We start from the raw sequence: 11,717 nt of genomic DNA, 5'->3' as shown, positions 1-11,717 counted from the left end.
ATTCGCGGCTACACCTAGGATCTGTCCTCAAGATTCCGATCAGGGCGCGTCATGGACTTCATTCTGTATGCGGTGCCGTTTTTCTTTGTGCTGATTGCCGTCGAACTGCTGGCTGACCGTTGGCGCGGGGTGAGTAATTATCGCGTGGCGGACGCGATCAACAGCATGAGCACCGGCGTGCTGTCGACCACCACCGGCCTGTTGACCAAAGGCGCCGGCCTGGTGACGTATGCGTTTGCCCTCAAGCACCTGGCGCTGTTCGAACTCTCGGCGGACAGCGTTTGGGTCTGGGTATTCGCCTTCGTCCTCTACGACTTCTGCTACTACTGGCTGCATCGCATGGGCCACGAACGCAACATTCTCTGGGCGGCGCATTCAGTGCATCACCAGAGCGAGGACTACAACCTGTCCACGGCGCTGCGCCAGACCAGTACCGGCTTCCTGTTGAGCTGGATTTTCTATCTGCCGATGGCCGTGCTCGGCGTGCCGCTGCTGGTGTTCATCAGCGTCGCCTCGCTTAACTTGCTGTACCAGTTCTGGGTGCATACCAAACACATTCCCAAGCTCGGCTGGTTCGAGTGGTTCTTTGTCACGCCGTCCAATCATCGGGCTCACCATGCACAGAACGCTCTCTACATGGATCGCAACTACGGCGGGGTGTTCATTATTTGGGACCGTCTATTTGGCTCGTTCCAGGAAGAGGACGATAACGAACCGGTGATTTTCGGTGTCACCACGCCGCTCGCGAGCTGGAATCCGTTGTGGGCGAATGTGCAGTTTTATGCGCAGCTGTGGGATGACGCGCGGCGTGCGCAAAGCAAATGGGACAAGCTGCGTATCTGGTTCATGCGCACCGGTTGGCGGCCGGCGGATGTGGCGGCCAGGTACCCGATGAATAAGCCAGACCTGAGTCAGTTCCGTAAATTCGAGGTGCCGCTGGACGGGCGTCAGCAGCTTTACGTCGTGTTGCAGTTCTGCGTCTACATCGCGCTGGGCAGCTACTTGATGAACCTGGAGCAGAGTTTGCCAACCGCCGCGCTGGTGCTCGGCTGGAGTGCCGTGGCGCTGGGTTTGTTTACGTTGGGCGTGGCCCTGGAGAATCGCCCGTGGGCGCTGAAGCTGGAGCTGCTGCGCCTGGCGTCAAATGTGCCGCTGGTGTGGCTGGCGCCGGTCGTTGGGCTTTGGCCGGCCAGCGCGGCAGGCTGGGTCGGCCTGCTGAGTTACAGCCTGCTCAGTGGTATTGGTCTCTACTGTTGCAGAAACCGTTTCACTCGACTGGCGTCGTAGGTTTGTTGGTTTTGGCTTGTTCAGCTTTCAAGGCCTGCTCGTCGGCGTAGATCTTCTTCGCCAGACGGGCGTTCTTGAAGCGTCGGCGCAGCCACAGGCAAACGCCCAGTATCAGCAGGGCGCCGAGCACCCACAGCTCGTACTTCTTGACGCTGCCGAGCATGCCTTCGAGTACCGCACCGAAGTGATAGGCGGCGGCAGCCAGCGCCGCGGCCCAGATCGCGGCACCAATCCCGTTGAGCAGCAGATAACGTCCTGGCGGATAGCCCGACAGGCCGATCGCCACCGGCATCACCGTGCGCAGGCCATAGACAAAGCGGAAGCTCAGTACCCAGATGTCCGGGTGCCTGCGGATGTGTTCCAGTGCCCGGTCGCCCATCAATTGCCAGCGCGGTTTGCGCGCCAGCAACTTGCGGCCGTGCTTGCGCCCCAGGAAATACCACAGCTGATCACCGGCATAACTGCCGAGGAACGCCACGATCATGACCACTTTGAGGTCCATGTATCCGCGGAACGCGAGGAAGCCTGCGAGCACCAGAATGGTTTCGCCTTCGAAAAACGTGCCGAGAAAGAGGGCGAAGTAGCCGAATTCCTGAAGAAATTGTTGGAGCATTGTCTGGATGCTGGCGAAATGAACGCGCAGCCTAACCCTTCGTGATCATTCATGAAAGTGTCCAAATGTGTCTCGACGTGAACATTTCCTACAAGGACAATGGAATGCGGCTACGTGACGCAGGGATGCACACAACTGTCATACGTTGGTCATAATGGCCGCTTATAACTGTCACGCTCGCCCGCCAGCGCGGGCTCAGGAGTCTGCCGTGAGCTTTACCCCCGCCAACCGTTTGTTTCCAGCAACCCGCCTGCGTCGCAATCGCCGTGATGATTTTTCGCGTCGACTGGTCCGTGAAAACGTTCTGACCGTCGACGATCTGATCCTGCCGGTGTTCGTGCTGGACGGTGAAAACCGTCGCGAAGCGGTGGCGTCGATGCCGGGCGTCGAGCGCCTGACCATCGATCTGTTGCTTGAAGAAGCGGCCAAGTGGGTCGAGCTGGGGATTCCGGCCTTGGCGTTGTTCCCGGTGACGCCACCAGAGCTCAAGTCTCTGGACGCCGCTGAAGCCTGGAACCCGAACGGGATCGCCCAGCGCGCCACCCGCGCATTGCGTGCGCAATTTCCTGAGCTGGGTGTGATCACTGACGTCGCTCTGGACCCGTTCACCACCCACGGTCAGGACGGTATCCTCGACGAAGAAGGCTACGTGCAGAACGACATCACCGTCGACGCACTGGTCAAGCAGGCGCTGTCCCACGCCGAAGCCGGCGCTCAGGTGGTGGCCCCGTCGGACATGATGGACGGGCGCATCCAGGCGATCCGCGAAGCGCTTGAGCTGGCCGATCACGTCAATGTGCGGATCATGGCCTACTCGGCGAAGTACGCCAGCGCCTATTACGGCCCGTTCCGCGATGCGGTCGGTTCGGCGCTGAACCTGGGCAAGGCCAACAAGGCCTCCTATCAAATGGACCCGGCCAACAGCAACGAAGCGCTGCATGAAGTGGCGGCAGACTTGTCAGAAGGCGCAGACATGGTCATGGTCAAGCCAGGCATGCCGTATCTGGATATCCTCTACCGGGTCAAAGAAGAATTTAAAGTGCCGACCTTTGTTTATCAGGTCAGCGGTGAATACGCCATGCACATGGCGGCAATCCAGAATGGCTGGTTGAGCGAAGGGGTTATCCTCGAATCCCTGACCGCTTTTAAACGTGCAGGCGCTGATGGCATCCTGACTTACTTTGCCGTCCGTGCCGCTCAATTGTTACGAGAGCAAAAATAGCCCTCCCAGGAACATTCGATGAATACCGAAGTACTCACTGAAGTTGCCGTAAAAGACGCTCAACCTGTGGTGGAGCAAATCGCCGAAACCCCGCCGGAACTGGAGCCTGCTCCTCCCGCAGCGGTGACCGAGCCCGCAGTAGCGGCGCCGGCGATTGCCATTCCCGGTCTGGATGACAGCAGCCTGTACATCCATCGCGAGCTCTCGCAACTGCAGTTCAACATCCGCGTGCTGGAACAGGCGCTGGATGAGTCCTACCCGTTGCTGGAGCGGCTGAAGTTTCTGCTGATCTTTTCCAGCAACCTGGACGAGTTCTTCGAGATTCGTGTGGCCGGCCTGAAAAAGCAGATCACCTTCGCCCGTGAACAAGCCGGCGCCGATGGCCTGCAACCGCACCAGGCCCTGGCCCGCATCAGCGAGCTGGTACACGGTCACGTCGACCGCCAGTACGCGATCCTCAACGACATTCTGTTGCCGGAGCTGGAAAAGCATCAGGTCCGCTTCATCCGTCGGCGTCACTGGACCACCAAGATCAAAACCTGGGTGCGCCGCTATTTCCGCGACGAGATTGCGCCGATCATTACCCCGATTGGCCTGGACCCGACGCACCCGTTCCCGTTGCTGGTGAACAAGAGCCTGAACTTCATCGTCGAGCTCGAAGGGATCGACGCCTTCGGCCGCGATTCCGGTCTGGCGATCATCCCGGCGCCACGTCTGCTGCCGCGCGTGATCAAGTTGCCGGAAGAAGTGGGCGGCTCGGGCGACAACTATGTGTTCCTGTCGTCGATGATCCATGCTCACGCCGATGACCTGTTCCAGGGCATGAAGGTCAAGGGCTGCTACCAGTTCCGCCTGACTCGAAACGCCGACCTCTCCGTCGACACCGAAGATGTCGAAGACCTGGCCCGCGCCCTGCGCGGCGAGTTGTTCTCCCGTCGCTACGGTGACGCGGTGCGCCTCGAAGTCGCCGACACCTGCCCGAAACACCTGTCCGATTACTTGCTCAAGCAGTTCAACCTGCACGAGACCGAGTTGTATCAGGTCAACGGTCCGGTCAACCTGACCCGCCTGTTCAGCATCACCGGCCTGGACAGCCAGCGAGAACTGCAATACATGCCGTTCACTCCTCAGATCCCGAAATTGCTGCAAAACAGCGAGAACATCTTCAGCGTGATCAGCAAGCAGGACATTCTGTTGCTGCACCCGTTCGAGTCGTTCACCCCGGTGGTCGACCTGCTGCGCCAGGCAGCCAAGGATCCGCATGTATTGGCGGTCCGTCAGACCCTGTATCGCTCCGGCGCCAACTCGGAAATCGTCGATGCGCTGGTCGATGCGGCGCGTAACGGCAAGGAAGTCACTGCGGTGATCGAATTGCGTGCGCGCTTCGACGAAGAGTCCAACCTGCAACTGGCCAGCCGTCTGCAAGCGGCCGGTGCGGTGGTGATCTACGGCGTGGTCGGCTTCAAGACCCACGCCAAGATGATGCTGATTCTGCGTCGCGAGGCCGGCGAGATCGTGCGTTACGCCCACTTGGGTACCGGCAACTACCACGCGGCCAACGCCCGTCTGTACACCGACTACAGCTTGCTGACCTCGGATGACGCCTTGTGTGAAGACGTCGGCAAACTGTTCAGTCAGCTGATCGGCATGGGTAAAACCCTGCGCATGAAGAAGCTGCTGCACGCGCCGTTCACGTTGAAGAAGGGCATGCTCGACATGATTGCCCGGGAAACCCAGTTCGCCCTCGACGGCAAACCGGCGCACATCATCGCCAAGTTCAACTCGCTGACCGATCCGAAGATCATCCGCGCGCTGTACAAGGCCAGTCAGTCCGGGGTGCGTATCGATCTGGTGGTGCGTGGCATGTGCTGCCTGCGTCCGGGCATCGCCGGGGTTTCGCACAACATCCACGTGCGCTCGATCATCGGGCGTTTCCTGGAGCACACCCGGGTGTTCTACTTCCTCAATGGCGGTGAAGAGCAGATGTTCCTGTCCAGCGCCGACTGGATGGAGCGTAACCTCGACAAGCGCGTCGAGACTTGCTTCCCGGTCGAGGGCAAGAAGCTGATCATGCGGGTCAAGAAAGAGCTGGAGCTGTATCTCACCGATAACACTCACAGCTGGAGCCTGCAGGCGGACGGCCGTTACATCCGCAACACGCCGACCGGCAACCAGAACCCGCGCAGCGCGCAGGCAACACTGCTGGAACGTTTGGGCAGCCCGATTCTGGCGGTCCGTTAATCCTGGCGTGATGTAAAAAATGGCGATCCCTGCGGATCGCCATTTTTGTTTTCATCGAATGTCGAGGCCGACATCATTCTCGGTAGGAGCTGCCGCAGGCTGCGATCTTTTGATTTTGCCTTTCAGCAGTTCCGACAAGATCAAAAGATCGCAGCCTTCGGCAGCTCCTACAGGTGTTCGGCGGTCATCAAACAAGGCTTAGCGAACGTTAAGCACAAAGCCCACCCGGGTCAGCCATTCCGCTTCCAGGCCGAAGTCGGCCTGGGTCAGCTGGTTTTCGTCCAGCCAGTTTTCCGGGAACAACACATCCAGGCTGTCGCCATTGGCCTGCAGCACGACCTGAGGCATTTCCTGGGTGCCGCGGATGTGATGGAACAGAATCGCAAAGCGCAGCAGCACGCACAGGCGAATCAGCTTGATGCCGTCATCGCCGAACTCGGCAAACTTGTCCCGAGGAATATTGCGGCGGTGGCCACGCACCAATAGCGCAAGCATCAGTTGGTCTTCGCGGGAGAACCCGGCCAGGTCCGAGTGCTCGATCAAATAAGCGCCGTGCTTGTGATAGTGATAGTGAGCGATGTCCAGGCCCACTTCATGGACCTTGGCCGCCCAGCCGAGCAATTCACGCCAGACCCCGTCATCCAGCTCCCAATCCTCAGCCACTTGATCGAAAGCATGCAACGCCTTGCGCTCGACGCGCACCGCTTGTTCCAGATCGACGTGATAGCGCTCCATCAACGAGCTGAGGGTGCGCTCACGGACGTCTTCGTGATGATGACGGCCCAACAGATCATAGAGCACGCCTTCACGCAGGGCGCCTTCACAGTGGTCCATGCGTTGCAGCTCGAGCGCGTCGAAGATCGCTTCGAGAATCGCCAGGCCCGCCGGGAAGATCGCCCGGCGGTCGGGCTTGATGCCTTCGAAATCGATCTTGTCGACATCGCCCAGTTTGAACAGCTTGCGCTTGAGCCAGGCCAGGCCTTCGGCGTTGACCTCGCCGGTGCCGTGTCCGCCGGCCTTCAGCGCCAGGCCAATGGCGCGGATGGTGCCCGAGGAGCCGATGGCTTCATCCCAGGTCAGGCGATGCAAGGCGTGTTCAATGCTCATGATCTCCAGCCGCGCCGCTGTGTACGCTTGGGCGTAGCGGGCCGGGGTGATCTTGCCGTCCTTGAAATAGCGCTGGGTGTAGCTGACGCAGCCCATTTGCAGGCTTTCGCGCAGCAGTGGTTCAAAGCGCTGGCCGATGATGAATTCGGTACTGCCGCCGCCGATGTCGGCCACCAGGCGCTTGCCCGGGGTGTCGGCGAGGGTGTGGGAAACACCGAGGTAGATCAGGCGCGCTTCTTCACGGCCGGAAATGACTTCCACCGGATGGCCAAGAATTTCTTCAGCGCGGCGGATAAATTCGCCACGGTTGCGGGCTTCACGCAGGGCGTTGGTGCCGACGATCCGCACGGCGCCGGGCGGCATACCGTTGATCAGTTGGGCAAAGCGCTTCAGGCAATCGAGCCCGCGTTGCATGGATTCTTCACTGAGCTGGCGCTCATCGTCGATGCCGGCGGCCAGCTGAACCTTCTCCCCGAGACGCTCGAGAATACGGATTTCGCCGTTCTGGGCCTTGGCCACGACCATGTGAAAGCTGTTGGAGCCCAGGTCGATTGCGGCGATCAGGGACAGATTCTTGGCTTGAGATTGCGGCATGGTCAGGGGGTCTCGGTCGATAACCTCGACATCGTGCCACGATCAAACGCTGCCGCCAACGCGTACGGTTCAAAGCCTTGATCCTGCGCAGTTATGCAGTGACCGCTGCGCGGTCAATCGCGAGCAGGCTCGCTCCCACAGGGTTCGATGTTGCCGCCAATGCCGTGGACAACGCAGAACCAATGTGGGAGCGAGCCTGCTCGCGAAGACGGTCTGATAGGCGCTGAAGAGCTTTCAGTCCGCCGCCTCAACCGTCCCAATAAAGTTTGCCAACTCCGCCGTCTGCGGATTCGCGAACAGAATCTTCGGATCCCCCACCTCATGCACCTTGCCCTGATGCATGAACACCAACTTATCCCCAACCTCCCGGGCAAAACGCATCTCATGGGTGACCATAATCAACGTCATCCCTTCCTTGGCCAGTTGCCGGACCACGCTCAGCACTTCATTGACCAATTCCGGGTCCAGCGCCGAGGTGATCTCATCGCACAGCAAGACCTTCGGCGACATCGCCAGCGCCCGGGCAATCGCGACCCGCTGTTGCTGCCCGCCAGACAACCGATCCGGAAAGGCATCGAATTTTTCCCCCAGCCCGACCCGTTCCAACATCTCCCGCGCCAGTTCGGCAGCTTTGGCTTTTGGCACTTTCTGCACCACTTGCGGTGCGAGCATCACGTTCTCGCCGACCGTCAGGTGCGGGAACAGGTTGAACTGCTGAAACACCATCCCGACTTTCTGTCGCAAGCTGCGCAGATCGGCACGGGCGGCGTCGAGGTATTCGCCGTCGACTTCAATCACGCCGTCGTTGATCGATTCCAGGCCATTGAGGGTGCGCAGCAAGGTGGATTTTCCCGAGCCGCTGCGACCGATGATCGCCACCACCTGGCCTTCCTCGACGCTCAGGTCGATGCCTTTGAGCACATGGTGGTCGCCGTAATATTTATGCAGGGCGGAAATTCTAAGCAGAGGCATGCAGTCTCCTTTCCAGGTAGCGCGCACTGAGGGACAAGGGGTAGCAGAGCAGGAAGTAACCGAGGGCCACGAGGCCGTAGACCATGAACGGTTCGAAGGTCGCGTTGGCGAGCATGCCGCCGGTCTTGGTCAGTTCGGTGAAGCCGATGATCGAGGTGACGGCGGTGCCTTTGACCACCTGCACCGAGAAGCCCACGGTCGGTGCTACGGCGATCCGCAGCGCTTGCGGCAGGATCACGTAGCGCAGTTGCTCCAGCGGGTTCAATGCCAGGCTCGACGAGGCTTCCCACTGGCCGTTGGGGATCGATTCGACGCAACCACGCCAGATCTCTGCCAGGTAGGCGCTGGTGAACAGCGTCAGGGCAATCGCCGCGGCCATCCACGGCGAAATCTCCACCCCGGCCAACGCCACGCCGAAGAACACTAGAAACAGCTGCATCAACAGCGGCGTGCCTTGGAACAGTTCGATGTAGGTGCGGGCGAAGCTGCGCGGCAGGGATTTTTTCGAGATGCGCATGACCATGATCAGCAAGCCGATCAGTCCGCCACCGATAAATGCCACCAGCGACAGCGCCAGGGTCCATTGCAGGCCTGTGAGCAGGTTGCGTACGACGTCCCAGAAAGTGAAATCACTCATTGGCTGCTCCTCGCAATGAAGCGGCGGCCAATCCAGTTCAGCAACTGGCGGATCAGTAGCGCCATGCACAGGTAGAGCAGCGTCGTCAGGGCGTAGGTCTCAAAGGCGCGGAAGTTGCGCGACTGAATAAAGTTGGCGGCGAAGCTCAGCTCTTCGGTGGCGATCTGCGAGCAGACCGCCGAGCCGAGCATGACGATGATGATCTGGCTGCTCAGCGCCGGCCAAACCTTGCCCAGCGCCGGCAGCAGCACCACGTGGCGAAAGGCTTCGAAGCGCGTCATTGCCAGCGCCGCAGCGGCTTCAAGCTGTCCTCGAGGGATTGCTTGAATGCCGGCACGGATGATTTCGGTCGAATAGGCGCCGAGGTTGATCACCATCGCCAGCACCGCCGCCTGCCATTCCGAAATCTGCACACCCAGTGACGGCAGGCCGAAGAAGATGAAAAACAACTGCACCAGAAACGGCGTGTTGCGGATCAACTCGACATAGACCCCAAAAATGCCGGCGAACGGGCGGATGTTCCACGCCCGCACCAACGCCCCAACGATGCCCAGACTCACCCCGAGCACCGCGCCGATGGCCGTCAGTTCAAGGGTGAACAGCGCACCGCGCAGCAGCAGGTCGGTGTTTTGCATCACCGGTATGAAATCGAACTGATAAGCCATGTTCAGTCTCCGCAACGACGATCAGAGATCGGCCGGTAGCGGCTCTTTGAGCCAGGTCCGGGAGTTCTTCTCCAGCGCGCCGTCGGTCTTGGCGGTGGCGAGGATCTGGTTGACCTTGTCCAGCAGCGCCGGCTCGTTTTTGTTTACGCCGACGTAGACCGGCGAATCCTTGAGCTTCACTTTCAGCGCCGGAATGCGTTTCGGGTTGCGCTCGCTGATGGTCACCATCACCACGTTGCCGCTGGCGATCAGATCGACTTGCCCGGCGAGGTAAGCGGCGATGGTCGAGTTGTTGTCTTCGAAGCGCTTGATGGTCACACCTTCGGGCGCGGCTTTGGTCAGCTCGATGTCTTCGATAGCGCCACGGGTGACGCTGATGGTTTTGCCCTTGAGGTCGTCCAGGCCTTTGATGTCGGCATCCGGCGGGCCGAATACGGCGAGGTAGAACGGCGCATAGGCACGGGAGAAGTCGATGACCTTCTCGCGCTCGGGGTTCTTGCCGAGGCTGGAAATCACCAGATCAACCTTGCCGGTGGTCAGGAACGGAATGCGGTTGGTGCTGTTGACCGGCGTCAGCTCGAGTTTGACCTTGAGTTGGTCGGCCAGCAGTTTTGCCGTATCGATGTCCAGGCCGCGCGGTTTCATGTCCGGGCCGACCGAGCCGAAGGGCGGGAAGTCCTGAGGTACGGCAACCTTGAGGACGCCGCGCTTGACCACATCCTCCAGACCGTCGGCGTGGGCGGGCGCCTGGCTGAGCATCAGGCTGGCAAACAGGGTTGCGAGGAGGGCGCGGTAACGCAAGGTCATGGCAAATCTCCGAATCGGCGAGAAGTGATTTCTGCGGATCGACAGAGCATGGGCCGTGCCAATATCGGGTTTTGGGGGCGCAAGGCCACGGTTTTGCTGGAGTCAATCGGTCTTACTGGTCTGAACAGTCGTGCGCAATTTCGCACCCCGATAGCGCATCCATGAATATCTCCGAACCCCCATGGGGCACGACTTGCCGGGCGTCGCGAATAGCTTTACAACTAACCGCTCATTGGCCTGGTTCGTCTGAAAAACCATGAACTCGATCTCCCGCGCCGTACCTGAAGTGGCGCTGCAAGCCATCCGTAAACTGATCACCGAACAAGGATTCGGGCCGGGCGATGCCTTGCCCTCGCAACGGGATTTGGCGGTGCAACTGGGCGTCAGTCGTGCGTCGCTGCGTGAAGCGTTGTCGTCATTGAGTGCGTTGGGGGTGATCAGCATCCAGCCGGGCAAAGGTGTGTTCGTGCAGTCACCGGTTGATTTGCCGCGAGGTGATGCGGCGGTGAGTTGGCCATTTGCGGCGCAAGCCTCGCCGCTGGACATCTTCCAGTTGCGCTATGCCCTGGAAGGTTTTGCCGCCGGTTTGGCGGCGGTGACCCTGAGTACTCACGAGCTCGATGCACTGGAAGATAACGTCGCCGCGATGCGCATCGAATTGAAGGCCGGCGACTTCGAGGCCGCGGCGCGACTGGATTTCGAGTTTCACCGGCGCATCCTGCTGGCGAGCGGCAATCAGGCGATGCTGAGCATCCTGACGGCCAGCGCCGACATTTTTCTGGAGAGCCAGAAACTACCGTTCATCCGGGCAGAGCGGGCCATGGAAACCTGGCAGGAACACCGCAAAATCCTCCGCGCGCTGGCCCGGCGGGCATCCGGTGCAGCGCAGAAGGCCATGCACGAACATGTGCGTAACGCGGCACTGCGAACAGGAATTGCCTTCGTCGCTCCCGCCACCTCGTGACTTGGGCTATACCCAAACTCATGCGGCACCATAGCGAGACTCAATCATCTGCACCTTCCTGAACGAGGGAAGGGCAGCTATGATGGGCCACGTTTTTTTGCTTACAACCTGGAGACTTCCATGAGCAGCGATCTTATTAAACACGTCACCGACGCTAGCTTCGACGTCGACGTCCTCAAGGCCGAAGGCGCTGTACTGGTCGACTACTGGGCTGAATGGTGCGGCCCTTGCAAAATGATCGCTCCTGTTCTGGACGAAATTGCTGAAACCTACAAAGGCAAGCTGACCGTTGCCAAACTGAACATCGACGAAAATCAGGAAACCCCGGCCAAGCACGGCGTGCGTGGTATCCCGACTCTGATGCTGTTCAAGAACGGCAACGTTGAAGCAACCAAGGTTGGCGCGCTGTCGAAGTCGCAACTGGCTGCCTTCCTCGACGCCAACATCTAAGCGTCGTTCAAGCGTCATCAAAAAGGCCCCGCACATTGCGGGGCCTTTTCGTTATTCAGGGCTAGACGCTCCGAAACTCAGGTGGTACATTCGGCCCCGCACTGGTTTCTCCACTGCCCCCTGCTAGCCGTCGCCGACGCACTCCTTTTCGAATAAGT

Annotated in this window: 11 protein-coding genes; 5 read left to right on the top strand and 6 right to left on the bottom strand. The window is 59.9% G+C overall.

Features of this window, described 5'->3' with window-relative positions; genetic code table 11:
- The first annotated feature begins 51 nt into the window (after window positions 1–51).
- Window positions 52–1,287, top strand: coding sequence for a sterol desaturase family protein (locus EAH74_RS01890; RefSeq protein WP_140675359.1), 1,236 nt, complete (start codon window positions 52–54; stop codon window positions 1,285–1,287).
- Here the strand turns inward: EAH74_RS01890 and EAH74_RS01885 are convergent.
- On the bottom strand, window positions 1,268–1,900 hold the full coding sequence (locus tag EAH74_RS01885; protein ID WP_140675356.1) for a DedA family protein: 633 nt from the start codon (window positions 1,898–1,900) through the stop codon (window positions 1,268–1,270). The two genes, EAH74_RS01890 and EAH74_RS01885, sit on opposite strands and share 20 nt — an antisense overlap.
- A gap of 208 nt (window positions 1,901–2,108) precedes the next feature.
- Here EAH74_RS01885 and hemB point away from each other — a divergent pair, with 208 nt between their 5' ends.
- Window positions 2,109–3,122 (top strand): porphobilinogen synthase, encoded by a 1,014-nt coding sequence (hemB, locus tag EAH74_RS01880; protein ID WP_008150323.1) that lies wholly within the window; start codon window positions 2,109–2,111, stop codon window positions 3,120–3,122.
- An 18-nt stretch (window positions 3,123–3,140) separates the two neighbouring features.
- Window positions 3,141–5,363, top strand: a complete 2,223-nt coding sequence (ppk1, locus tag EAH74_RS01875) for a polyphosphate kinase 1 (protein WP_140675353.1) — start codon at window positions 3,141–3,143, stop codon at window positions 5,361–5,363.
- 198 nt (window positions 5,364–5,561) lie between these two features.
- Here the strand turns inward: ppk1 and ppx are convergent, their stop codons facing one another.
- The 5 genes from ppx to EAH74_RS01850 all read right to left on the bottom strand — a co-directional run bounded on the left by ppx (window position 5,562) and on the right by EAH74_RS01850 (window position 10,145).
- Complete coding sequence (ppx, locus tag EAH74_RS01870) at window positions 5,562–7,064, bottom strand: exopolyphosphatase (RefSeq protein WP_140675350.1); 1,503 nt, start codon at window positions 7,062–7,064, stop codon at window positions 5,562–5,564.
- A 234-nt stretch (window positions 7,065–7,298) separates the two neighbouring features.
- Entirely contained in the window at window positions 7,299–8,036 is a 738-nt protein-coding gene (locus tag EAH74_RS01865; RefSeq protein ID WP_140675347.1) for an amino acid ABC transporter ATP-binding protein, read from the bottom strand.
- The gene (locus EAH74_RS01860) at window positions 8,023–8,673 is read right to left on the bottom strand and encodes an amino acid ABC transporter permease (protein WP_033060645.1); all 651 of its coding nucleotides are present in this window, start codon (window positions 8,671–8,673) and stop codon (window positions 8,023–8,025) included. The genes EAH74_RS01865 and EAH74_RS01860 overlap by 14 nt, the downstream gene beginning before the upstream one ends.
- Window positions 8,670–9,338 carry an amino acid ABC transporter permease gene (locus EAH74_RS01855; RefSeq protein ID WP_140675344.1) on the bottom strand — a complete coding sequence of 223 codons (669 nt, stop codon included), beginning with the start codon at window positions 9,336–9,338 and terminating at the stop codon, window positions 8,670–8,672. Before EAH74_RS01855 ends, EAH74_RS01860 begins: the two co-directional genes overlap by 4 nt.
- 21 nt (window positions 9,339–9,359) lie before the next feature.
- Window positions 9,360–10,145 (bottom strand): transporter substrate-binding domain-containing protein, encoded by a 786-nt coding sequence (locus EAH74_RS01850; RefSeq protein WP_140675341.1) that lies wholly within the window; start codon window positions 10,143–10,145, stop codon window positions 9,360–9,362.
- A gap of 256 nt (window positions 10,146–10,401) precedes the next feature.
- Between EAH74_RS01850 and EAH74_RS01845 the strand changes: the two genes are divergently transcribed.
- Window positions 10,402–11,109: a FadR/GntR family transcriptional regulator gene (locus tag EAH74_RS01845; protein ID WP_140675338.1), complete on the top strand. Its 708-nt coding sequence runs from the start codon at window positions 10,402–10,404 to the stop codon at window positions 11,107–11,109.
- Window positions 11,110–11,229: 120 nt separating this feature from the next.
- Complete coding sequence (trxA, locus tag EAH74_RS01840) at window positions 11,230–11,559, top strand: thioredoxin TrxA (protein WP_008150340.1); 330 nt, start codon at window positions 11,230–11,232, stop codon at window positions 11,557–11,559.
- Window positions 11,560–11,717: the final 158 nt, after the last annotated feature.

Origin of the sequence: Pseudomonas mandelii (assembly GCF_006438925.1) — a bacterium.
Lineage (GTDB): Bacteria > Pseudomonadota > Gammaproteobacteria > Pseudomonadales > Pseudomonadaceae > Aquipseudomonas > Aquipseudomonas mandelii_C.
The sequence above is the reverse complement of the archived record's forward strand: the minus strand, read 5'-3'. Positions and strand labels throughout refer to the sequence as shown.

What these genes read in the sequence shown, in the direction of transcription:
- EAH74_RS01845 (WP_140675338.1), top strand. Translation starts at nt 10,402, where the DNA reads ATGAACTCGATCTCCCGCGCCGTACCTGAAGTGGCGCTGCAAGCCATC.
- EAH74_RS01860 (WP_033060645.1), bottom strand. Translation starts at nt 8,673, where the DNA reads ATGAGTGATTTCACTTTCTGGGACGTCGTACGCAACCTGCTCACAGGC.
- EAH74_RS01850 (WP_140675341.1), bottom strand. Translation starts at nt 10,145, where the DNA reads ATGACCTTGCGTTACCGCGCCCTCCTCGCAACCCTGTTTGCCAGCCTG.
- EAH74_RS01890 (WP_140675359.1), top strand. Translation starts at nt 52, where the DNA reads ATGGACTTCATTCTGTATGCGGTGCCGTTTTTCTTTGTGCTGATTGCC.
- trxA (WP_008150340.1), top strand. Translation starts at nt 11,230, where the DNA reads ATGAGCAGCGATCTTATTAAACACGTCACCGACGCTAGCTTCGACGTC.
- EAH74_RS01855 (WP_140675344.1), bottom strand. Translation starts at nt 9,338, where the DNA reads ATGGCTTATCAGTTCGATTTCATACCGGTGATGCAAAACACCGACCTG.
- ppk1 (WP_140675353.1), top strand. Translation starts at nt 3,141, where the DNA reads ATGAATACCGAAGTACTCACTGAAGTTGCCGTAAAAGACGCTCAACCT.
- EAH74_RS01865 (WP_140675347.1), bottom strand. Translation starts at nt 8,036, where the DNA reads ATGCCTCTGCTTAGAATTTCCGCCCTGCATAAATATTACGGCGACCAC.
- EAH74_RS01885 (WP_140675356.1), bottom strand. Translation starts at nt 1,900, where the DNA reads ATGCTCCAACAATTTCTTCAGGAATTCGGCTACTTCGCCCTCTTTCTC.
- ppx (WP_140675350.1), bottom strand. Translation starts at nt 7,064, where the DNA reads ATGCCGCAATCTCAAGCCAAGAATCTGTCCCTGATCGCCGCAATCGAC.